Genomic DNA, 23,000 nt, shown 5'->3' on the forward strand with positions numbered 1-23,000 from the left:
CTTCGCGCCGGTCGAGGCGCGAGGCCTGACCGTCCCGGTGGAAGCGGGAAAGGCCCGATCTCAGCGTCGCAGCCGGAGGACGTTCCAGGACAGCGGTGGCAGGGTCGCGGTGAGCGCGCCGCCCTCCACCACGGCACCGTCGAGCGTCCGGGGCCGCACCCGGTCGGGTTCGGCGGCGGTGTTGCGGGCGTGACGGTCGGAATCGGCGAGGACCCGGTGCTCCAGGACCCGCGTGCTGCCCGCCCCGCGGACGTCGGCGACCAGCTCCAGCGGCAGGTCGGTGGAGCGGTTGACCGCGAACACCACGACGGTGTCCTCGTCCTCCTGCACCGCCGTGGCGTGCAGCAGGTCGACCTCGCCGTACTGGGCGGTGTCGTGCCTGGTCGAGCGCGGTTCCACGCGCAGCACGCGGCCACGTCCGTGCCGAGCGGCGTCGGCGAACGGGAAGAATGTCGTCTGCCGCCACGCCGTCCCACCCGGCTCGGTCATGATCGGCGCGATCACGTTGACCAGCTGAGCCAGGCACGCCGCCGTGACCCGGTCGCAGTGCCGCAGCAACGTCACCAGCAGGCTGCCCACCACGACCGCGTCGGTGAGCGTGTAGTTGTCCTCCAGCAGCCGCGGCGCCACCTCCCACTCCGGCTCGGTGGCGGGATCGCGCAGGCCCCGGTACCAGACGTTCCACTCGTCGAAGGAGAGCTCCAACCGCTTGGTGCTGCGCACCTTGGCGCGCACGTGGTCGCAGGTGGCCACCACCGAGTCGATGAAGTGCTCCATGTCCTGCGCTGAGGCGAGGAAGCTGTCGACGTCCCCGCCGGACTCCTCGTAGTAGGCGTGGCAGGAGATGTGGTCGACGTGCTCGTAGGTGTGCTCCAGCACGGTGCTCTCCCACGCGGCGAACGTCGGCATGGACGAGTTCGAGCTGCCGCAGGCCACGAGCTCCACCCCGGGGTCGACCATGCGCATCACCCGTGCCGTCTCGGCGGCGACCCGGCCGTACTCCTCGGCGGTTTTGTGCCCCATCTGCCACGGTCCGTCGAGCTCGTTGCCCAGGCACCAGAAACCGATCCGGTGCGGCTCGTCGTGACCGTGCGAGCGCCGCAGGTCCGACCACGTGGTGCCGCCCGGGTGGTTGCAGTACTCCAGCAGCTCGCGGGCCTCCTGCGGTCCGCGCGTGCCCAGGTTCAGCGCCATCATCGGTTCCACCCCGGCGACCTCGACGAACCGCATGAACTCGTTGAGCCCGAACTCGTTGGTCTCCACGGAGCACCACGCCGGATCCAGCCTGCTCGGCCGCTCTGTCAACGGCCCGACGCCGTCCTCCCACCGGTAGCCGGACACGAAGTTGCCGCCGGGATAGCGCACCAGCGTCACGCCGAGCTCGCGCACGAGGTCCAGCACGTCCTGCCGCAGCCCGTCCTCCCGTGCCGCCGGATGCCCCGGTTCGTGGATGCCGGTGTAGACGCACCGGCCCAAGTGCTCGACGAACGAGCCGAACAAGCGCGGGTTGACCTCGCCGACCGCGAAGGCCGGGTCGATCGTCAAGCTCGCACGCGCGCTCTCGCCGTGGGTCATGTTCAGGTCCCCTCCCTATCGTCCCGCCAAACCGGTGTGCGCGACGCCGCGCACGATGTGGCGTTGGAACAGCACGAACAGCAGCAACAGCGGCAACCCGGCGATGACCACGGTCGCCATCACCTCGGCGTAGCGGACGCCGTAGCTGCCCTGGACCGTCGCCAGCCCGACCGGCAGGGTCATCGAACCCGGGTCGGCGGTGACGATGAACGGCCACAGGAAGTTGTTCCACGTCGTGATGAACGTGAAGATCGCGACGGCCGCCAGCACCGGTCGGGACAGCGGCATGACGATGCGCCAGTAGATCCGCCAGCGGCTCGCACCGTCGACGATCGCGGCCTCTTCCAGCTCGCGCGGAACGCCGTCGAAGAACACCTTGAGGATGTAGACCATCGCGGGCAGCACCACCTGCGGGAGGATGACGCCCCACGGCGTGTCCACCATGCCGAGGAACACCATCTCGTGGAACAGCGGGACGATCAGCACCTCGGTGGGAACCAGCACTCCCGCGACGACGAACCCGAAGAGCGCCCTGCGACCGCGGAAATCCGTTCGGGAGAACCCGTAGGCGGCCATGCTGGAGAGCAGCACCACCAGCACCGTCACCGTCCCGGCGGTGAAAACGCTGTTGAACAGCCAGATCCAGATGTCGTCCGTCGCCAGTACGCTGCGGTAGGCATCGAGCGTGAACTCACTCGGCAGCCAGCGCAGCGGTACCTCGGTCGTCTCGGATTCCGGCTTCAGCGACGTCAGCAGGGTCCACGCGAACGGGAGCGACCACAGCCCCGCCAGCGCCACCGTCACGACGCCCAGAACGGCCGTGCCCCAACGGAATCGCTCGGTCATGGTCGGTCTCCTCCCGCCCGGCGGCGTTGGATGCTGAAGTGCGCGAGCGTGAACAGCAGGATCGCCGCGAAGAACACGTAGGACACCGCCGAGGCGTATCCCGTGCGGTAGTTGGTGAACCCGGACTCGTATATGTATTGCAGGACCGGTCTCGTGCTGTGCTGCGGACCTCCGTTGGTGATCAGGTAGAACTGGTCGAAGACCTTCAGCGAGGCCAGGACCTGCAACACCGCGATCAGTCCCGTGGTCGGCCGCAGCAGCGGCAGCGTGATGTGCCAGAGCTGGCGCCACCCGCCCGCGCCGTCCAGCGACGACGCCTCGTGGAGATCGTGCGGAATCGCTTGCAGCGCGGCCAGGTACAGCAGGAAGTTGAAGCCGACGGTCCACCACACGGTCGCCACGACTACGCCGAGCATCGCCGCGACCGGGTGCGAGAGCCACCCCATCGGTCCGAACCCGAGCCAGGACAGCAGCGAGTCGGCCAGCCCGAACTCGGGCTGGTACATCCAGACGAAGATGAGCGCGATCGCCGAGGAAGGCAGCACGTAGGGCGAGAAGAACGCCAGCCGCCACAACCAGCGAGCCGGGGCGAGGTGATGGGTGAGCAGCGCCATCACCAGCCCCACCAGGATCAGCGGGGGAGTGCTGACGGCGGTGAAACCGACGGTGACCCCGAAGGACCGCCACATCGCGGGATCGGTGAGCGCCTCGGCGAAGTTCGCCAGCCCCACGAAATCGGTGCTCGCACCGGTCAACCCGGCGTCGGTGAGGCTCGCGACCAGCCCCATTCCCAGTGGAAGCACCAGGAACAGCAGGTAGGCGGCCAGGAACGGCGTCACGAACGCGAAACCCGAGCCGGCTCTGCGCGTGGACATGCTGCCTCCGATCATGCCGTGGGGTTGGGTGTGGCGAGCAGGTCCTCGATGACGTACCGGATCTGGGCCACCGCTCTGTCGATCCGCAGCCGGCCGTCCATCGCCGGTCCCAGCACGGCGTTGAGCTCGGTCCACAGCCGCGAGCCCGAACCGGCGAACCACACGTCGGGGTCGAGCTGGACGTCGTCGATCACCGAGCGGTACTCCGACTGCGGCTGCATCCGTGCGTAGGCGTCGCCGTTGGTCACCGGCAGGTACGCCGGGATGTGCCCGCCCTCCGCCCACCTCGTGCTGTCGCGCAGCAGGGTGGCGATGAAGTCGTAGACGAGCAGGTGGTCGCGGTCGGTCCGGTCCCGGTGCGGCAGCACGAAGGCGTGCGAATCGGCCTCGGCGAGCGGTGGGCCGAAGATCCCGGGGAAGCGGGTCATGCCGAAGTTCATCTCCGCGGTGAGGAAGGTCTGCACCTCCCATTCGCCGAACCAGAAGAATCCCGCCCTGTCGCTGCTGAACAGCGCGATCGCCCCGTCGGCATCCATCTCGCCGGCGGCCAGGCCTTCCTCGTGCAGACCCTGGACGAACCCCAGCACGTCGGCGACCTTGCGCTCGTCCAGCGCCGATCGGGTGCCGTCCGGGGTGAACAGCTCACCGCCTGCCTGCCGGTACAGGCTCCAGAACAGCCGCCACGGGCCCACGCCGTCACCGGTGGTCTCCAGCAGCAGCCCGGTGGAGCCGGTCACGCCCTTGACCGCGCGGAGGGCTTCCCGGACTTCGTCGCGGCCGGTGAGGGTCCGCAGGCGGCCGTGCTCGTCGAGCAGCCCGGCAGCTCCGCAGACGTCGGTGTTGTAGTACTGGACGAACGGGTGGGTGTCCAGCGGGATCGCGAAGAGCCTGCCGTTGCGCATCGACCGCCTCCACAGGCCCGGCGGGAAGTGCTCGGGCCCGATCCCGGACTGCCGCAGCAGGTCCGGGCGCATCTCGTCGATGAGCCCGCCCGGTGCGAACGCGGGCAGCCGTCCCAAGTGCAGGATGGCGATGTCGGGTGCGCGTTCGGCGGCGCCGGCCATCGCGAGCTTGGTGTAGTAGCGGTCGCCCCACTCCAGCGTCACGTCCTCCAGCGCGACCCCGGGATGCGTGGCGCGGTAGCCGTCGAGCATCGTCTTCATCGTCTCGCCGTCACCGCCGCTGAAGAGGTTCCAGTACCGCAGCGAGTCACCGCCCCGCGCGAAACCGCACCCGCCCGCCAGCCCCGCGCAGCCCAAAGCCGCTGCGCTGAGCAGGGTTCTGCGGCTCACTCCACGTCCGATCACCAATTCCACCTCCGTGACACCGTTGTCCGGGTTTCCGACTTGCGGGCCCGACCTCGTTCGGAGCAGCTCGACGACGAGATCACGGCGAATCCGCAACGGGGAAGCCGATATCCGGCGTCCCGACCGGCGTCCAACCGAAGGCCTGAACCCGGATGTGCGGAGCGGGGACGAACAGCCGCCGCTCGGGCGAGCGCGCCGCGATGGGAGACCACAGGACCGCTCATCGTTGTGCTCCTGATGGGAGTCGTGGCGCCGCGACGCCGGGCGATCAGGGCTGGGTGGGGCGAACTCGCCGGAACGTGACGGAGTTCGGCGGGAACGTGTGGGTGAAGGTGGCGGCGCCGTGAAAGGTCGCCTCCACAGGCCGGATCTCGTCGACGGTCACGACCTGGCGGAACGTCGGCGACTCGGTGTAGGTGGAGTCCTGCGCGGCCGCGTGCAGGACGCCCACGGCGGGAACGGCTCTCGGTCGCAGTCGCGACCTGCGCGACGGACGGGGGACGTCTCTCGCCATCTTCGCTCCTCGGTTCAGCGTGAGGTTCGCGGCACGCACATCTCCGGGATTGAATGTTCGATATTTCGGACAATGTCCGACTTGAGTCGCAGAACAAGTTAGAGGCTGGATCGTGATCTGGTCAATACGCGGGTCAGACCGCTTCGCGGGACGTGGGCGGCGGCGTGCGACGCCCTCACCGACGTGGCCCGCAACCTCAGGGGTCGGACTCCGCCCGCAGCGGGCCCGTCGACGTCCGATCGGCGGCCCGTTGCTGCGTTCCAGGTCAGGAGTCGTACCCGCCAAGCCTCGCCGGGCGCGGGAGGGCGACCGGCGCGACGTCCTGTTCGCTTTCACGCGCACGGCGGTGCCGCATCCAGCGCCACCACATCACCGTGAGTGAGGGGATCGCGATCGCCGCGCACACGGGGCACATGCGGCCGAGTAGGCCGCACGCGGGGCGTCGCGTCAACGCGGCTCTTCGAACGAGTCGCCGGACAACTCCTGGGGGAGGACGACGCGATGGGGCGCGTTTCCGCGGGGACCACCCTGCCTCGGCCACCGGGCCTGCGCGGTCCGCTCACCCGGCGCCGCCTGGTGCGGACCGGTGCGCTCGGCGGTGCGTTCGTGCTGCTGGGGCTGCTGCCGACCCTGCTCGGCGGCCCGGTGTGGCTGCGAGCCGCCGGGCTCGTCCCGGGCTTCGGGATCGTCTACGCGACGCCCGTGCCGGGCTGGTCCGCCGAGCTCGTGCCGTGGCTGCTGCTGCACCTCGTCGTGCTGCTGGCGGTCGTGGCCGGTCTGCTGACGGGGGTGCAGCGCATCATGGCCAAGGGCGATCACCTCACCCTCCCGGCGGTGGTCGTCGCCTCGATGCTGCTGGCCGCGCTCCTCGCCGCCGTGCACGACGGGCACGGGCACGTGCCGCAGGAGTGGGTTCCGGTGGCGGAGGTGCTCGCGGTCGTCGGATTCCCGGCGGCGCTGCTGGTGCGGGAGCGGCGGCGGGAGCGTTCCGCGCGCCGAGTCGGCGATTCCCGCCAGGCCCGCCTGGACGTGGCCGCGCGCGAGGAGTGGCGGCCAGGCCCGGACGAGCGCGCCGACGAGGACGACCGGGCGCGACTGGCGCGGTGGGCCGAAACCCTGGCGCTGCAACCCGCGCACGAGTGGAACGGCTTCGGCCGGTTCGGCGACGAGTACCTCCTTCCGGCCATGCGCTACCGCGTCTGGGCGGTGTTCTTGATGCTCGCGACCCTGCGCCACACCCACACGCCGGCGTACTGCGGATACCGCGACGACGCGCTGCGCGCGCTCGTCCTGCGGATGACCGACAAGCCGGTCTGGCGCTACTGGCTGCGGGAGAACCGCTGGGGGATGCTGCGCGACAGCGCCGACCCGATCGGCTCTCCGGCGAACGTCATGTACTCCGGGTACCTGCTGCTGATGCTCTCGGCGTACCGGCAGGCGACCGGCGACGACAGCTTCGACCGGCCCGGCGCGCTCCGGTTCCGCTGGGACGACCGGACCGAATTCGCCTACAGCCACACCGATGTCGCCGAGCGGGTCAGCGCCAACTTCCGCCGCTCGCCGCTGGTGCTGTGGCCGTGCGAGCCGGGACTGGTGTTCCCGTTCTGCAACTCCGTGGCCATGACCGGCCTGCGGATGTACGACACGTGCGCCGGGACCCGCCACGCCGAGGAGATCGCGCCGAGGTTCCTGCACCGGCTGCGCACCGAGTTCACCGCGCCGGACGGCGACATCTGCACGTTGCAGGCCGGCAGGTTCGGCTTCACGGCCCGCTCGGCTCGGGGCATCACCAACACCGCGCCCATCGCGGCGCTGCTGTCCCCGCTCGACCCGGACTTCGCCTGGCGCACCTGGGAGCTGCTCGTCGCCGAAGAGCTCAACTCCGGCCACTACGCGCGCACCGACCGAGCCGGGAGCCCGGCCCCGACCGACGCGGACTGGGGCGGAGGCGCGAACCGCGCGAACGCCCTGGGCTGGTGCATGTTCCTCGCCCGCGCTCGCAGCGCGCCCTGGTACCGCAGGCTCCGCGACGCCGCGCGGAACCTGGAGAACCCGCCCGCGGAGTTCCGGATGTTCGACGCGTCGGTGCACGCCAACGGGATCCTCGGCCTGGGCGCGGTCACCGACGAACGCACCTGGCGGGACATGCTGCTCACCCCGTCCCGCCACACCGGCCCCCGCCTCACCGAAGTTCCCTGGCCGGACATCGCGGTCGTCACCGCGACCACCGACGGCCGGTCCCACGAGGCGATTCTCCGCGGCACCGACGCCGCTCAGCGCCGCCACCGGCTCGGCTTCGACCGCCTGATCCCGCACCGCACCTACACCGTCGACGGCGCCACCACGTGGGAAGTCACCGCGGATGCCACGGGCAGAGCGGTGGTGGAGATCGATCTCCGGCCCCGCCACCACCTCCGCCTCACGCGGGGCTGACCCGCGGGCGTGTCCGCTCCGCCTCGTCCGGGGCCGGGGCGAGAATGGAGGTCCCGTCTTAGGAGGTCGTCGTGCCGGAGGATCGCCCGCCCTACCCGCCGTTCACCCGCGAGACCGCGCTGCAGAAGGTCCAGGCCGCCGAGGACGCCTGGAACACGCGTGATCCGCAGCGCGTGGCGCTGGCCTACACGCCCGATTCGCAGTGGCGGAACCGGGACGTGTTCCTCAGCGGCAGGGAGGAGATCGTCGCCTTCCTGACCCGCAAGTGGGAGCGCGAGCTCGACTACGCGCTGCGCAAGAGCCTCTGGAGCTTCGGGGAGGACCGCATCGCGGTCCGCTTCCAGTACGAGTGCCACGACGCCGGCGGCCAGTGGTGGCGCAGCTACGGCAACGAGCTCTGGGAGTTCGACGAGCACGGCCTCATGCGACGCCGCGAGGCCAGCATCAACGACGTCGCCATCGACGAGGCCGACCGCCGCATCCGCCGCCCCCGCCCGGAGGCGGAACGCGGCCTCGACATCCCGCTCCGATAGGCAGGAGTCCCTGGTCAGGGCCTTCGCGGCCGGGGAGCGGTGGCGTGCGAGGATGACCGCCGGTGAGCGAGTGGATGAACGTGGGGGAGCTGTGACGGCGCGGATTCCGGTGGTCGTGCTGGCGGGCTACTTGGGCTCGGGCAAGACCACCCTGCTGAACCACCTGCTGCGCAACGACGACGGACGCCGGATCGGCGTGCTGGTCAACGACTTCGGCAGCATCAACATCGACGCCATGAACGTCGCCGGGCAGGTCGACATCGCGATGTCGATGGAGAACGGCTGCCTGTGCTGCGCGGTCGACGCCGACGGCGTGGACCCGATGCTGGAGCGGCTGGCCTACCCGGGTGCCCCGCTGGACGTCATCGTGATCGAGGCGAGCGGCATCGCCGAACCCCGGCAGCTGGTTCGGATGGTGCTGTCCTCGCAGAACCCGCACATCGAGTTCGGCGGGCTGGTGGAGGTCGTCGACGCCGCCGAGTTCGACGACACGCGAGCCCGGCACCCGGAGCTCGACGATCACGTGCGGCTCGCCGACCTGGTGGTCGTCAACAAGATCGACCGCGTCGGGGAGGCCGAACGGGACCGGGTGATCGCCGCGGTCCGCGAGATCGCCGACGGCGCCGTGCTGCCCGCCGAGCGGGGCAGGATCTCGCCGGGCATCCTCTTCGACGACGTCGAGGCGCGCGACTTCGGGGCGAGGCAGCTGTCCTTCGCCGACCTGGAGGAGCACGATCACGACCACGACCAGCACATGCACGCGGCCTACGAGTCGATGGAGTTCATCTCCGATCGGCCGCTGAACCCCTCGGCGTTCCTGCGCTTCCTCAACGAGCGAAGCCGGGGCGTCTACCGCATCAAGGGCCCCATCGACTTCGGCCCGTCCGGCGACGACCGCCGCTTCGTGCTCCACACCGTCGGCGTCTACGCCGCGTTCGAGAAGACCAGGTGGAAGGGCCCGCGGGCCACCAGCCTCGTCCTCATCGGCACCGGTCTCGACACCGAGGACCTCACCCGGCGGCTCCAGGCCTGCGTCGACCCGGACCCCGACACCATCGACGAGCTCGGCATCCTCAACCTCTCCCGCCACCTGGAGAACTGAGCCCACCACGGCCGATCACCGCTCGAACCGACCGGGCACACCGAACCTCGATCAACGACGGTTCGCACCCCAACCCCCCACCGCGAACCACCGACCCCGCCCGTCGCCGGTGAGGGCCGGGACGGCGTCGGTGGTGTCGAGTTCTGCAGCGATCTCCACGTCTTCGAGGTGTCCGATGGCGTTGAGCTCCCGGCCCGAGGCGCAGTTCGCCAGTGTCGAGGGGACGTCGATGGTCGCCTCGTAGGCGGCGCGCGCCGCTGCGGATTCGGGGGAGAGCGGGCCGCAGCCTCGGCCGTGCAGCGCGGCGATGATGGCTCCGGCGCCGAGCAGGTCCTCCAGAGCCGGGCGGAGGCTCCCGTCCGGCCAGCGCTCACCTGCGGCGATCACGTTCACCGGGCGGTCGGCGGTGCCCCACCCACGCGCGGACAGGGCGCGGGCGGTGGCGGTCGCGTTGCGCAGGCATCCGGCGACGACCGGGACGTCATCGGCCGCTGCGACGGCGATGGTCGAGCCGTTGGGCGAGGGCAGCACCAGCCGGTCGGCGAACGGTGCGCGCCGCAGCGCTGCGGGCGACAGCGACCAGGGCGACTCGGCGCTGACCTCGCTGCGACCCACGGCCAGCCGCGCGTCGTGCGACGCCGCGAACGCGGCCGCCGTGCCGTCCCGCCACCGGTAGGGGAAGACGTGCGTCCCGCGCTCGGCTGCGATCGCGACCGACGTCGTGAACGACAGCACGTCCACGACCACCCGGCACCCCGACGCCAGCGCGCTCGCGCCCGAAGGTCCCCACTCGGATCGCACGCCGCAGGAGGATTGCTCGGCCCACTCCGTCGTTGTCATTCCGGGGAAGCTAGTGCAGTGGCAGGCTCGGGGGACGCTGGGAGGGGATGACGTGTATCCGGTGATCGAGCCGTTCGATCCTGGGATGTTGGAGGTCGGCGACGGCCACCGCGTGTACTGGGAGGTGTGCGGAAACCCGGAGGGCAAGCCGGCGCTGGTGCTGCACGGCGGTCCCGGCTCGGGCTGCACGCCCGGGATGCGCCGGTTCTTCGATCCCTCGGCCTACCGGATCGTGCTGTTCGACCAGCGCATGTCGGGCCGCAGCACACCACACGCCGCCGAACCCGGCGCCGACCTGTCGGCGAACACCACCGAGCACCTGATCGCCGACGTGGAACGGTTGCGCGAGCACCTGGGCGTCGACCGCTGGCTGGTGGAGGGCGGGTCGTGGGGTTGCGTGCTGGCGCTGGCCTACGCGCAGCGGCACCCTGACCGCGTGTCGGAGATGGTGCTGTGCGGCCTGGCCACCGGTCGGCGCGCCGAAACCGACCTGCTCACGCGCGGACTCGGCGCGATCTTCCCGCAGGCGTGGGGACGCTTCCGCGACGGCGTGCCCGAACCCGACCGCGACGGCGACCTCGCCGACGCCTACCACCGGCTGCTGATGGACCCCGATCCCGCCGTGCACCGCGCAGCGGCGCGGGACTGGGCCGCTTGGGAGGAGGCGCTGGTCCCGGATTCCCCGCCGAACTCGATGTTCGACGACCCGGACTTCGCCCTCGGGTTCGCGCGCGTCGTCACCCACTTCTGGCGGCACGGCTCCTGGCTCGACGACGAGCAGCTCCTGAGCGGAACCGGCTCTCTGGCGGGCATTCCCGCGAAGCTCCTCCAAGGAGTGCTGGACCTGGGCAACCTGCTCGGCACCCCGTGGCAGCTCGAAGCAGCCTGGCCGGGAGCCGAACTGGAGCTCGTGGACGCCGGTCACCGCGCCGCAGGCGGTTTGGCCGAGGCCGTCGTGCGGGCCACCGACCACTTCCGCCCTCACCGGGGCACCCCTGCGAGCGGTGGGGACGATCTGTAACGTCGCGGCTGCCGTCGTTCGAACGACCAGCGCCGACGTGCGAGGTCGGACGCGACGCACCGGACGCGACGAACACCGAGAGGGGACCGAGCATGGCCGAGCAGGACCGGGGTGAAGCCTCCGGTGAAGCCGGCGACCCGGGCGGGGAAGAGCACGACGAGCGCTCCGAGGACCAGCAGGAGGCCGAACAGCTGGCCGAACGCGGCGAGCCGGAGTCGGAGACTCCCGATCGACGCCTCGGGCTGGTGGCCGACCCGGACATGCCCGAGCGCGTCACCCGTCGGCTCGCCCGCGACCTGCCCGAACTGCTCAGCGACGAGGAGCTGTCGTGGGCCGTCGAGGTCGACGTCGACCCGGTGACCGCCGGCAGGCACAACACCCGCGACATCCTGGCCTCCACCCGCGAGCGGATGGACCACCACCAGTGGGACCTCGCGATCTGCCTGACCGACCTCCCGGTGCGCGCCAACGGCCGCCCGGTGGTGGCCGAGGCCGACCTCGACCGCGACGTGGCCGTGGTGTCGCTGCCCGCGCTGGGCGGTACCCAGGTGTACCGGCGGTCCAAGCAGGTCATGCTGCAGATGGTCGACGAGCTCACCGGCCGCGACGGTGGTGGCGAGAACCGCTACGGCCTGGACAGCAAGCTCTCCAGGATCCTGGCGCCCGTGCAGCGCCAGGAGCACAACGGCGAGCACGAGGCGGACGTCCGCTACACCACGACCCGCAGGCGCGGCCGGTTGCGGCTGCTCAGCGGCATGGTGCGCTCCAACGAGCCCGCGCAGCTGGTCTTCGGGCTGCGCAGCGCCCTGGCCGCTGCTGTGGCCACCAGCGCCTTCGGCCTGTCGTCCAGCACGATCTGGCAGATCGGTGATCAGCTCGGAGCGTTCCGGCAGGTCATCGCCGCGGTGCTGTCGGTGGCGCTGCTGGTCGGCTGGATGATCCTCGCGCACGGGTTGTGGGAGAAGCGGCGCGACAACAGCGAGCACGACCGCGATCAGGTGCTGCTCTACAACACCTCCACGGTGGCGACGCTGACCATCGGGATCGGCGTCATGTACCTCGGGCTGTTCGTGATCAACCTGGTCGTGGCGCTGTTCCTCGTGCCACCGAACCTGCTGGCCAGCAGCCTCGGCCATCCCGCCGACTTCACCCGCTACCTGGCGCTGGCCTGGGGATTCACCACCATGGGAGTGGTCGCCGGAGCTCTGGGCTCCAGCCTCGAATCCGATCAGGCCGTGCGCCAGGCCGCCTACGGCTACCGCGAGGAGCAGCGCCGCCGCGAGCAGGAGCGCTAGGACAGCTCGGCGAGCCGGGCCTGCCGCCAGCGCTCGGTTCCGGCCAGGTCGTTGAAGGTGAACAGGTGGAATCCGCTGATCGCGTTGGCCGGTGAGGTGATCTGGTCGGTCAGGCCGGTGACCAGCTTGTCCGGCCGGTAGCCGCTGGGCAGGAAGAAGCGCCAGAACATCGCCGACTGCTTGGCCAGGAACCGCGCGGACTGGCCGAGGCCGAGACCCGCCGAGACCCGGATCAGCTTCTGCCGGTTCACGCTGCCCGGGATCCCCACCCGGATCGGTGTGGTGATGCCGGAGTCGTGCAGGCGCCCGGCCCAGTCGACGGTGGTCGCAGGGTTGAAGCACAGCTGGGTGACGATCTCGTCCGCGTGAACGGTCTTGCGCCGCAACGCTTCGGCGATCACCGAATCCGGGATCGTGCCGTGGCCCTCCGGATACCCGGCGATGCCGATGTGGGCGAAGTCGTGCCCGCCCTCGGCGAGCGCGACCAGCAGGCTCTCGGCGTCGGGGAACTCGCCTGCGGGCTCGGCGGCGTCACCGCCGACGACGAACAGGCGGTCCACCCCCGACTCCAGCAGCCGCGCGGCGATCTCGTCCAGTTCGGCGCGGTCGCGGACCAGCCGCGCGGCCAGGTGCGGGGCGGCGGCGTAGCCGTTCTTGCCGAGCCGGACGGCCAGGTCGACCGTCGGCTCCAGCCCCCTGGCCTCGGTGGTGGTGACGGTCAGCACCACGTCCCGGGGGACGTGGGCGAGGACCTTCTCCTCGGTGCTGGCGAAGGGCAGCACCTCGTAGGAGGCGTTGCGCAGCGCGGCGGCCGGCACCGCGCTCACCGGGACACCCACTCGTCGAACTGCGCGACGACCTCACCGATCGTGGTGCCCGGACCGTGCCCGGGGCGGACCCTGGTCCGGGCGGGCAGCGGCAGCAGCCGGTCCCGGATCGAGTCGATGATCGCGTCGCGGTCGGAGAACGAGCGCCCGGTCGCGCCCGGCCCACCGGCGAACAGGGTGTCGCCGGTGAACACGGTCGCCAGGTCCGGGCAGTAGAAGCACACCGATCCCGGGGTGTGGCCGGGGGTGTGGACGACCTGCAGGCTCAACCGTCCGATGTGGAACGTCTGGCGGTCCACCAGGCGCCCGTCCGGTGCCCGGTCCGGGTGGGTCAGCTCCCACACCGGCCGGTCCATCGGGTGCAGGTACAGCGGTGCGCCGACGGCGTCGGCCAGCTGCGGGGCCACCCGCACGTGGTCGTCGTGGGCGTGGGTGGCCAGCACCGCGACGACCTCGCGGCCCGCGACGAGTTCGAGGACGGCGTCGACGTCGTGCGGAGCGTCGATGACGAGGCACTGGTGGTCGTCACCCACGACCCACAGGTTGTTCTCGACTTCGTGGACCTCGCCGTCGAGGGAGAACTTCCCCTCGACGGCGGCGTGGTCGAGCCGGATGCTCATGGGAACGTCACCACCGAACGCAGCACTTCGCCGCGGCCCATCTTCGCGAAGGCCGCTTCGACATCATCAAGGGAGATCTCCTCGCTGACGAACTTCTCGAGCGGCAGCCGGCCCTGCAGGTGGAGCTCGGTGAGCATCGGGAAGTCCCGTTCGGGGAGGCAGTCACCGTACCAGCTGGACTTCAGCGCCCCGCCGCGGGCGAAGACGTCCAGCAGCGGCAGTTCCAGCCGCATCGACGGGTCTGGCACGCCGACCAGCACGGCCGTGCCCGCCAGGTCGCGGGCGTAGAACGCCTGCTCGTAGGTCGCGGGCACTCCCACCGCGTCCACGACCACATCCGCTCCGTGACCACCGGTCAGCTCGCGGATCGCCTCCACGGTGTCGGACTCGGAGGCGTTGACGGTGTGCGTGGCGCCGAAACCCCGCGCCCACTCCAGCTTCTCGGCGTCCTTGTCGACGGCGATGATCCGCCGCGCACCCGCCATGGCGGCTCCGGCGATGGCCCCGTCGCCGACGCCGCCGCAGCCGATGACGGCCACCGAATCGCCCGGCCCGACCTGCCCGGTGTTGACCGCGGCGCCGATCCCGGCCATCACACCGCATCCCAGCAACCCGGCCACCGCCGGTCGCGCCGCCGGGTCCACCTTCGTGCACTGTCCGGAGTGGACGAGGGTGCGCTCGGCGAACCCGCCGATGCCCAACGCCGGCGAGAGCGGGGTGCCGTCGGCGAGCGTCATCGGCTGGGAGGCGTTGTGGGTGGCGAAGCAGTACTGCGGACGCCCCCGCTTGCAGGCGCGGCAGTTCCCGCACACGGCCCGCCAGTTCAGCACGACGAAGTCGCCCGGCTCGACGTTGCGCACCCCTTCTCCGACGGCGTCGACGACACCGGCCACCTCGTGGCCGAGCAGGAACGGGTAGTCGTCGCTGATGCCGCCCTCGCGGTAGTGCAGGTCGGTGTGGCAGACACCGCACGCCTGCACCCGGATCACGGCCTCACCAGGGCCCGGGTCGGGCACGAGGATGGTGGTGACCTCGACCGGCTTGCCCTTCCCGGTGGACACGACTGCACGAGCTTCGGTCACGTCAACGCTCCTGTTCAACGGTTCTGGTGGTATTCGGCCGCCGCGTCGCGGAGCCAGTCGGCCAGGTAGCGCGCGAACGAGGCGCGCACGAAGATCCAGTAGTTCGGTGGTTCGGCGTCGCGGCACAGCAGCACCACGCCGGTGCGGGCCAGCAGGGTCTGCGCGCAGCGGTCCGGTCCGAAGCTGCGCCGGTGCATGTCCAGCGCGCAGCCCTTCGCCAGCAGCTCAGGGGCTTTCGGCCCGGCGACCTCGATGATGGTGCGGTGCGCCGAGACGTCCACGACGGCGCCGTGCTCGTCGCCGAGCGCCTCGGCCACCGTCGCCTGGATCCGGTCGGCCTCGCCTTCCGGGCCGACCAGCAGCCACTCGTCCGGTCCGAGCCAGGCGACGAGCAGCCGTTCGGTGCGCGACACCTGCCCGGCCTGGTTGGGCAGCATCGTGCCGAGCGCGGTGCCGATGCGTTCCGCGGCAGGGCTCTTCGGGTCGACGCGCAGCGTGACCTGGGCGGTGAAGGACACCTCGGACAGGCGCAGATCTCCGGGGACCGAGGAGTCGGTCAGCACGTCGGCGTGCGAGGCCAGCGGGGATTCGCCGTAGGGCTCAGCCATCGCGGCGGGCTCCTTCCTTGTCGTAGAAGACCGGTTCGGTGATCTCCACGGGCACCAGCTGGTCGCCCACGTGGCTGTAGATCGTCTGCCCGATGCGGTCGCGACCGCCGGCGACCAGCGCGAGCGCGAACGGGCGGCCCAGGGCCGCGCTGCGGTAGCTGGAGGTGACGTGCCCCAGCATCGGCACCGGCGGTTCCGGCAGCTCACCGGTGGCCACCAGCTGCGATCCCTCCGGCACGACGGGGGAGTCGGCGGGCGGGAGCAGCCCGACGAGGTGCTTGCGGTCGGAGCGGGCGGTGTCGGCGCGGGTGAACGAGCGCATGCCGAGGAAGTCGTCCTTCTTCTTCGACACCGCCCAGCTCATCCCGAGGTCGTGCGGGGTCACCGTGCCGTCGGTGTCCTGGCCGACGATGGGGAAGCCCTTCTCCGCGCGCAGCACGTGCATCGTCTCGGTGCCGTACGGGGTGATGCCGAACGGCACGCCCGCGTCGTGCAGCACCTCCCACACCTCGCGGCCGTACCAGCGCGGCACGTTGATCTCGAAGGCCAGCTCGCCGGAGAAGCTGATCCGGCACACCCGCGCCTGGCGGCCCGCGACGAGGCCGTCCTGCCAGGCCATGAACGGGAACGACTCGGTGTCCAGCTCGAAGCCGGAGGACACCGCCGCCAGCACGTCGCGGGACCGGGGACCGGCCAGCGCGATGGTGGCCCACTGCTCGGTGACCGAGGTCAGGTGCACGCGCAGGTGCGGCCACTCGGTCTGCAGCCAGTCCTCCAGCCACTCCAGCACCCCGGCGGCGCCGCCGGAGGTGGTCGAGATCAGGTACCGGTGCTCGCCGGTGCGCATCACCGTGCCGTCGTCGAAGACCATGCCGTCGGCGGTGCACATCAGCCCGTACCGGATGCGGCCGACCTTCAGGGTGCTCATCTTGTTGGTGTAGACGAGATCGAGGAACTCGGCGGCGTCCGGTCCCTGCACGTCGATCTTGCCGAGCGTCGAGACGTCCTGCATGCCCACGCCGGTGCGCACGGCGTCGCACTCGCGCAGCACCGCCGCCTGCATGTCCTCGCCCGGCAGCGGGTAGTACCAGGGCCGCTTCCACTGGCCGACGTCCTCGAACGGCGCGCCCTGCTCGACGTGCCAGTCGTGCATCGCGGTGACCCGGACCGGGTCGTAGAGGTCGCCCCGGTCCCGCCCGGCCAGCGCGGCGAATGCCACCGGCGTGTAGGGCGGGCGGAACGTGGTCGCTCCGACCTCGGAGAGCTCGACGCCCAGCAGCTGGGAGATCACCCCGGAGGACTGGATGCCGGAGGTCTTGCCCTGGTCGTGGGCGGTGCCGATGGTGGTGAACCGCTTGATGTGCTCCACCGAGTCCATGCCCGCGCCGACGGCCTTGCGGACGTCGGACACGGTCGCATCCCGCGCGAGGTCCACGTACTGCTCGTCCTCGCACGCGCCGGTGAGCAGCCACGTCGGCTGCGGCGCGACGACCGGCGGGCTCGCCACCGCGGGCACCTCGGCGAAGTCGGCGTCGAACCCGGCGTCCCGCGCCGCGTCGCTGCCCGCCTCGGAACCGGTGCGCAGGCAGTCGAAGGTGCCGAAAACCCCTGCGGCGGCGCCGACCGAGCGCACACCGCGCGTGCTGCGGTCCGGCACGAACGCGCCGATCTCCGCTGAGTAGCGCAGGGTTCCGCGCGACTGGCTGTGCAGGTGCACCGCCGGGTTCCAGCCACCGGAGACCAGCAGCAGGTCGCAGTCCAGCTCGACGGTCGCCTCCTCGCCCCGCCGCTGCACCGTCACACCGCTCACGCGGCCGGTGCCCGAGGTGCCGATCAAGGCGGAGCCGTTGCGGATGGGGATGCCGCGCTCCACGCAGCGCGAGGCCCACACCGTCGACACGACCGGCCGGACGTCCACCACCGCGGCGATGGCGACCCCGGCGTCGTGCAGGTCGATCGCGGCGGCGTAGGCGCTGTCGTTGGTGGTGTACACGACCGCGCGCTCGCCCGCGAGCACGCCGTAGCGGTGCAGGTAGGTGCGGGCGGCTCCGGCCAGCATCGTGCCGGGGCGGTCGTTGCCCGGGAACACCAGCGGGCGCTCGTGCGAACCGGTGGCCAGCACGACCTCGCGAGCCCGGATGTGCCAGGTGCGCTGCCGGACGAAGGAGTCCTCGCCGTGGTGCTCGACGGCCACGAGGTAGTTGTGGTCGTAGTGGCCGAACACCGTGGTGCGCGGCAGCGCGGTCACCTCGGGGGCGGCGTCGAGCTCGGCGACGACCCGCTGGACCCATCTGTCGGCCGGCCTGCCGGACAGCTGCTCACCGCTGCCCAGCAGCTGGCCGCCGAACTCCGGCCCCGCATCGGCGATGATCACCCGGGCTCCGCTGCGCGCGGCGCTCAGCGCCGCCGCGAGACCGGCGGGTCCGGCACCGACCACGAGGACGTCGCAGTGCGCGTGCGTCGTCTCGTAGCGGGCCGGGTCGGGCTCGGTCGCGAGCCGTCCCTGGCCGGGCAGCCCCGTGGCGGCCAGGCCGTCGCGCAGTTCGACGGTGGTCGCGGTGAGCATCGGCTCCGGGAACGGCTCGTCGATCTGCACCAGCGCGTTCGGTTCCTCGGGGCCCGCGGCCATGATCCCGCGCGGGCGGCCGTGCTTGATGCTGGTGGTGACCTGGTGGACGCCGTTGGCCAGCAGCGCCGAGGCGAGGGTGTCGCCTTCGAAGCCCTCGTACTCCCGTCCGTCGAACCGGAATCGCAGGGTGCGGTCCCGGTCGATCCGGCCGCCTTCGGCCAGCCTGAACTCGTTGCTCACCTCGTCACCGCCCCGTCGTCGTGGAGGATCTCGTTGGTCCTGGTGTCGCGGCGGAGGGTGAACCAGCGCCGGCAACCCGCCTGGTGGTTCCACCGCTCCGCGAAGGCGCCCTTCGGATTGGCGCGGTAGAACAGGAACCGAGCCCAGTCCACATCGGACACCGCCTGCGGATCGGCGGGGTAGGCGACGTCGGCCTGACCGCCGTAGTGGAACTCGGTCTCATTGCGCGGCCCGCACCACGGGCAGGGAATCAGCATCATGGGAGCCTCCTTACGGGGCTGTGGGCGGTGCGGCGGTAGCCGCTGTTTCAGGTGTGGGACTCAACTCGCACTGCCGCGGGTTCTCAGCGGTTCTCCGGGGAGGACGCCGCGACGCCGTGTATTGGCATACTCAAGGAGTGGCGCCCGGACCCGGAGGGCCGCTGAGGTTCCGCTACCCGCACCGCCGAGCAAGATGAGCGTGGAAACAGTGTTCTCAGTGCGCCACGCCGGCGGCGCCGTGTTCGTCTACCAGGGCGCCGGTGGTGAACCGGTCGAGGCTGAACGGGGCGTTGAGCGGGTGGGGTTCGTCGTGGGCGATGGTGTGGGCGTAGCACCAGCCGACGCCGGGTGTCGCCTTGAAACCTCCTGTGCCCCAACCGCAGTTGATGTACAGGCCGTCGAACGGGGTCAGGCCCATGATCGCCGAGGCGTCCGGGGTCACGTCCACCACGCCCGCCCAGGTGCGCAGCACGTGCGCGCGGGCGAACATCGGGAACAGCTCGACCGCGGCGGTCAGCTCGCGCTCGATGGTGTGGAACGACCCGCGCTGCCCGTAGGAGTTGTAGGCGTCGATGCCGGCGCCGAGGACGAGCTCTCCCTTGTGCGCCTGGCTGACGTAGACGTGCACCGCGTTGGACATGACCACCGTCGGGTGCACCGGTTCCAGCAGTTCGGAGACCAGCGCCTGCAGCGGGTGGCTCTGCAGCGGCAGCGGCAGGCCGAGCTCGTCGGCGAGCACCGAGGTGTGCCCTGCGGCGGCCAGCGCGACCTTGCCGGTGGCGATGTCACCGCGCGTGGTGCGCACGCCCACGATCTTGTCGCCCACCCGGTCGAAGCCGGTGACCTGGCAGTTCTGCACGAGGTCCACGCCCATCCGGTCCAGCGCGCGGGCGAATCCCCAGGCGACGTGGTCGTGCTTGGCGATGCCCGCCCGGGGCTGCCAGGTCGCGCCCATGACCGGGTAGCGCAGGTCCGGTGAGGTGTTGAGGATCGGGCAGATCTCGGCCACCTGCTGCGGATCGAGCCACTCGGCGTCGATGCCGTTGAGCCGGTTCGCCCCCACGCGCCGGACGCTGTCGCGGACCTCCTGCAGGGAGTGGGCGAGGTTGAGCACGCCGCGCTGGGAGAACAGCAGCGGGTAGTCGAGCTCCTCCTCCAGCCCCTCCCAGAGCTTCAGCGCGTGCTCGTAGAGCCCGGCGCTGTCGTCCCAGAGGTAGTTGGAGCGGATGATCGTGGTGTTGCGGGCCATGTTCCCGCCTGCGAGCCAACCGCTTTCGAGCACGGCGACGTTGGTGATGCCGTGGTTGACGGCGAGGTAGTAGGCGGTGGCCAGGCCGTGACCGCCGCCGCCCACGATCACCACGTCGTAGGACGGTTTCGGGTCGGCGGGGCCCCAGAGCCAGTCCGGGTGCTCAGGCAAGTCGGCGCCGGGAGTGCGCGGCATGAGAGCCCTCCGTTCGATGTGCGGTGAGCGAGTGCTCGACAGGGGGGAGAGGCACTTATGGACAACTGACATATCAGATGGATACCAAAGGTAGCAGCGCGTGCCGCGTGGTCAAGGGCTGAAGCTCGGTCGGGGTGGAGATCGTGGCGTTGGCGCTGGTAGGAGCACTCGGACGGGTGGGTGCGCGGGGTGCGGGTCGTGCCCGTCGGTGGAATTTCGGCGCCGCGTGTTGACCGCGAAACCGGCGACGCTTATTTTGATGTGCAGTTGATATATCAGTCCTCAGTCAGAGGGCGACGATCACCTCCGCGCGGCTCCACTCGGTGCCGGAACAGCTCTCCTCGCAACGCATCCCGCCTCGTCGCAGGCGGAGTCTCCCCAGCTTCACACCCGCTCGTTAGGAGACCACCATGAGCACGACCCCTCGCGTCGTCATCATCGGAGCCGGGATCGTCGGCGCGAACCTGGCCGACGAGCTCACGAGTCGCGGGTGGAACCAGGTCACCGTCGTCGACCAGGGGCCGTTGCCGCTCACCGGCGGCTCGACCTCCCACGCGCCCGGCCTCGTCTACCAGACCGGCCCGTCGAAGACGATGACCGAGTTCGCCACCTACACCGTCGAGAAGCTGCAAGGTCTCGACGACGACGGCGACCGCTGCTTCAACCAGGTCGGCGGCCTGGAGATCGCCACCACCCCCGAACGGCTCGCCGACCTGCACCGCAAGCAGGGATGGGCCACCTCCTGGGGTGTTCCCGGCGAGGTCATCGGACCCGACGAATGCGCGAAGCTGCACCCGCTGCTCGACGCGGAGAAGGTCCTCGGCGGGTTCCACACGCCCACCGACGGGCTCGCCAAGGCCGCCCGCGCGGTCGTCGCGCTCGCCCGGCGCTCGGTGGCGCGGGGAGCCCGGTTCCGGGGCGCGGTGACGGTCACCGGGATCAACCACAGCCACGGCCGGGTCACCGGCGTCGAGACCGACCACGGCGAGATCCCCGCCGACATCGTGGTGTCCTGCGCCGGTTTCTGGGGTCAGGCCATCGGAGAGATGGTCGGCATGACCGTGCCGCTGCTGCCGATGGCCCACCAGTACGCCAAGACCGACCCGCTGCCCGAACTCGCCGGGCGCAACGACGAGCGCACCGAGGCCAACCTGCCGATCCTGCGCCACCAGGACCGCGACCTCTACTACCGCGAGCACGTCGACCGCCTCGGCATCGGGACCTACGCCCACCGCCCGATTCCGGTGCGGTTGAGCGATCTCCCGCAGGACGAGGAGACCTCGGAGCGGGCGATGCCGTCGATGCTGCCGTTCACAGAGGAGGACTTCGCCGCCTCCTGGGAGCACAGCAAGCGGCTGCTGCCCGCGCTGGAGACCGCGAAGGTCGACACCGGCTTCAACGGCGTCTTCTCCTTCACCCCCGACGGCGGACCGGTCGTCGGGGAATCCCCCGACGTGCAGGGGTTCTGGATCGCCGAGGCCGTGTGGGTCACGCACTCCGCCGGTGTCGCGCGATCCGTGGCGCAGCTGCTGGTCGACGGCCGCAGCGAGGTCGAGCTGCACGGCTGCGACGTGCACCGCTTCGACGAGCTGGAGACCGCGCCCGACTACGTCGAGGAGACCTCGTCGCGCAACTTCGTGGAGATCTACGACGTCAAGCACCCGTTGCAACCGAAGTTCTCGCCGCGCGAGCTGCGGGTCAGCCCGTTCCACGCGCGCCAGAAGGAACTCGGCGCGGTGTTCCTCGAAGCCCACGGCTGGGAGCGCCCGCACTGGTTCGAGGCCAACGCTCCGCTGGTCAAGGACCTGCCGATGGAGTGGCAGCCGCCCGCACGCGACGCCTGGTCGGCGATGTACCACAGCCCCGTCGCCGCGGTGGAGGCGTGGAAGACCCGCACCGCCGTCGCGCTCTACGACATGACCTCGCTCAAGCGCCTGGAGGTCAGCGGACCCGGCGCGCTGGCGTTCCTGGACCGGCTCACCACCAACAAGGTGGACAAGTCGGTCGGTTCGGTGACCTACACGCTGATGCTCGACGAGGCCGGCGGCGTGCGCAGCGACCTCACCGTCGCACGGCTGGAGGAGCAGCGGTTCCAGGTCGGTGCCAACGGCAACCTCGACCACGAGCACCTGCGGCGCAACCTGCCCGACGACGGGAGCGTGGCGCTGCGCGACATCACCGGCGGCACCTGCTGCATCGGGGTGTGGGGTCCGCTGGCGCGCGACCTGGTGCAGCCGCTGAGCCGCGACGACCTGTCGCACGAGGGGCTGAAGTTCTTCCGCTGCAAGCAGATCCGCATCGCCGGGATCCCGGTGACCGCCATGCGGGTGTCCTACGTCGGCGAGCTGGGCTGGGAGCTCTACACCAGCGCCGAGTACGGCCAGCGGCTGTGGGACGTGCTCTTCGAGGCCGGCCGGGACCTGGGTGTGGTGGCCGCCGGGCGGGCCGCGTTCAACAGCCTCCGGCTGGAGAAGGGCTACCGCGCCTGGGGAGCGGACATGACCACTGAGCACAACCCCTACGAGGCCGGCGTCGGGTTCGCCGTCCGGCCGCAGAAGGGCGAGTTCGCGGGCCGCGACGCCCTCGCGCGCGTCGAACCCGACGCGGTCGCGCGGCGCCTGTCGTGCCTGACCATCGACGACGGACGCAGCGTGGTCCTGGGTTCCGAGCCCGTCTTCGTCGACGGGGTGCCGTCGGGCTACGTCACCTCGGCGGCCTTCGCGCACACCCTCGGAGTCCCCATCGCCTACGCCTGGCTCCCGGCGACGGCGGTGGTCGGAACCCGCGTCCGGATCAAGTACTTCGACCGCATGGTCGACGCCACGGTCGCGGCCGAACCCCTGGTGGACCCCGACATGCACCGCATCCGACGCTGAAAACCCCGGCAGCAAGGGCAGTTCTGGCCCGAACCGCCCGTGGTCGATGTCCCTTTCGCCCGGACAGTTCGGACCAGAACCGCCACCTTCCGGGTATCGAACGCTTCGCTCCGCCCCCAACCGATCAGGAGCA

Annotated in this window: 19 protein-coding genes; 6 read left to right on the top strand and 13 right to left on the bottom strand. The window is 70.9% G+C overall.

The annotated features are described in order from the left end of the window. Positions 1-60: 60 nt before the first annotated feature. The 5 genes from arfA to KBO27_RS12990 form a co-directional block, all read right to left on the bottom strand. Positions 61-1,575 (bottom strand): arabinosylfuranosidase ArfA, encoded by a 1,515-nt coding sequence (gene arfA, locus KBO27_RS12970; protein WP_210970211.1) that lies wholly within the window; start codon positions 1,573-1,575, stop codon positions 61-63. Positions 1,576-1,590: 15 nt separating this feature from the next. Further along, on the bottom strand, positions 1,591-2,421 hold the full coding sequence (locus KBO27_RS12975; protein WP_210970212.1) for a carbohydrate ABC transporter permease: 831 nt from the start codon (positions 2,419-2,421) through the stop codon (positions 1,591-1,593). Next, a complete protein-coding gene (locus tag KBO27_RS12980) occupies positions 2,418-3,296 on the bottom strand; it encodes a carbohydrate ABC transporter permease (RefSeq protein WP_246536929.1) in 879 nt (292 codons plus the stop codon). The genes KBO27_RS12975 and KBO27_RS12980 overlap by 4 nt, the downstream gene beginning before the upstream one ends. Before the next feature lie 11 nt (positions 3,297-3,307). Further along, the gene (locus tag KBO27_RS12985) at positions 3,308-4,603 is read right to left on the bottom strand and encodes an extracellular solute-binding protein (RefSeq protein ID WP_210970214.1); all 1,296 of its coding nucleotides are present in this window, start codon (positions 4,601-4,603) and stop codon (positions 3,308-3,310) included. A gap of 268 nt (positions 4,604-4,871) precedes the next feature. Then, a complete protein-coding gene (locus tag KBO27_RS12990; RefSeq protein ID WP_210970215.1) occupies positions 4,872-5,117 on the bottom strand; it encodes a hypothetical protein in 246 nt (81 codons plus the stop codon). A gap of 501 nt (positions 5,118-5,618) precedes the next feature. Between KBO27_RS12990 and KBO27_RS12995 the strand changes: the two genes are divergently transcribed. The 3 genes from KBO27_RS12995 to KBO27_RS13005 all read left to right on the top strand — a co-directional run bounded on the left by KBO27_RS12995 (position 5,619) and on the right by KBO27_RS13005 (position 9,185). Then, positions 5,619-7,550 (top strand): linalool dehydratase/isomerase domain-containing protein, encoded by a 1,932-nt coding sequence (locus tag KBO27_RS12995; protein WP_210970216.1) that lies wholly within the window; start codon positions 5,619-5,621, stop codon positions 7,548-7,550. A gap of 71 nt (positions 7,551-7,621) precedes the next feature. After that, the gene (locus tag KBO27_RS13000; protein ID WP_210970217.1) at positions 7,622-8,083 is read left to right on the top strand and encodes a nuclear transport factor 2 family protein; all 462 of its coding nucleotides are present in this window, start codon (positions 7,622-7,624) and stop codon (positions 8,081-8,083) included. 52 nt (positions 8,084-8,135) lie between these two features. Next, a complete protein-coding gene (locus KBO27_RS13005) occupies positions 8,136-9,185 on the top strand; it encodes a CobW family GTP-binding protein (protein WP_210970218.1) in 1,050 nt (349 codons plus the stop codon). A 51-nt stretch (positions 9,186-9,236) separates the two neighbouring features. Here KBO27_RS13005 and KBO27_RS13010 read toward each other — a convergent pair whose 3' ends face one another. Beyond that, a complete protein-coding gene (locus tag KBO27_RS13010) occupies positions 9,237-10,025 on the bottom strand; it encodes a 2-phosphosulfolactate phosphatase (RefSeq protein ID WP_210970219.1) in 789 nt (262 codons plus the stop codon). 52 nt (positions 10,026-10,077) lie between these two features. On the opposite strand from KBO27_RS13010, the gene pip reads away from it, so the two are divergent. Together pip and KBO27_RS13020 are read left to right on the top strand one after the other, a co-directional pair. Next, a complete protein-coding gene (pip, locus tag KBO27_RS13015; RefSeq protein WP_210970220.1) occupies positions 10,078-11,046 on the top strand; it encodes a prolyl aminopeptidase in 969 nt (322 codons plus the stop codon). A 92-nt stretch (positions 11,047-11,138) separates the two neighbouring features. Next, positions 11,139-12,341 (top strand): hypothetical protein, encoded by a 1,203-nt coding sequence (locus KBO27_RS13020; protein WP_246536932.1) that lies wholly within the window; start codon positions 11,139-11,141, stop codon positions 12,339-12,341. Here KBO27_RS13020 and KBO27_RS13025 read toward each other — a convergent pair. The 7 genes from KBO27_RS13025 to KBO27_RS13055 form a co-directional block, all read right to left on the bottom strand. Beyond that, on the bottom strand, positions 12,338-13,168 hold the full coding sequence (locus KBO27_RS13025; RefSeq protein ID WP_307870387.1) for a methylenetetrahydrofolate reductase: 831 nt from the start codon (positions 13,166-13,168) through the stop codon (positions 12,338-12,340). The two genes, KBO27_RS13020 and KBO27_RS13025, sit on opposite strands and share 4 nt — an antisense overlap. Next, complete coding sequence (locus tag KBO27_RS13030) at positions 13,165-13,788, bottom strand: MBL fold metallo-hydrolase (protein ID WP_210970221.1); 624 nt, start codon at positions 13,786-13,788, stop codon at positions 13,165-13,167. Before KBO27_RS13030 ends, KBO27_RS13025 begins: the two co-directional genes overlap by 4 nt. Further along, positions 13,785-14,870, bottom strand: coding sequence for an S-(hydroxymethyl)mycothiol dehydrogenase (locus KBO27_RS13035; RefSeq protein ID WP_210970222.1), 1,086 nt, complete (start codon positions 14,868-14,870; stop codon positions 13,785-13,787). Before KBO27_RS13035 ends, KBO27_RS13030 begins: the two co-directional genes overlap by 4 nt. Positions 14,871-14,884: 14 nt before the next feature. Continuing rightward, positions 14,885-15,478: a sarcosine oxidase subunit gamma gene (locus KBO27_RS13040; protein WP_210970223.1), complete on the bottom strand. Its 594-nt coding sequence runs from the start codon at positions 15,476-15,478 to the stop codon at positions 14,885-14,887. Beyond that, a complete protein-coding gene (locus KBO27_RS13045; protein ID WP_210970224.1) occupies positions 15,471-18,287 on the bottom strand; it encodes a sarcosine oxidase subunit alpha family protein in 2,817 nt (938 codons plus the stop codon). Before KBO27_RS13045 ends, KBO27_RS13040 begins: the two co-directional genes overlap by 8 nt. Further along, positions 18,284-18,547, bottom strand: coding sequence for a sarcosine oxidase subunit delta (locus KBO27_RS13050; RefSeq protein WP_132673143.1), 264 nt, complete (start codon positions 18,545-18,547; stop codon positions 18,284-18,286). Before KBO27_RS13050 ends, KBO27_RS13045 begins: the two co-directional genes overlap by 4 nt. A gap of 214 nt (positions 18,548-18,761) precedes the next feature. Then, positions 18,762-19,991 (bottom strand): sarcosine oxidase subunit beta family protein, encoded by a 1,230-nt coding sequence (locus KBO27_RS13055; RefSeq protein ID WP_210970225.1) that lies wholly within the window; start codon positions 19,989-19,991, stop codon positions 18,762-18,764. Positions 19,992-20,401: 410 nt separating this feature from the next. Between KBO27_RS13055 and KBO27_RS13060 the strand changes: the two genes are divergently transcribed. Then, positions 20,402-22,867 (top strand): GcvT family protein, encoded by a 2,466-nt coding sequence (locus KBO27_RS13060; RefSeq protein ID WP_210970226.1) that lies wholly within the window; start codon positions 20,402-20,404, stop codon positions 22,865-22,867. Positions 22,868-23,000 lie beyond the last annotated feature (133 nt).

Origin of the sequence: Saccharopolyspora endophytica, assembly GCF_018070075.1 — a bacterium.
Classification (GTDB): Bacteria; Actinomycetota; Actinomycetes; order Mycobacteriales; family Pseudonocardiaceae; genus Saccharopolyspora; species Saccharopolyspora endophytica.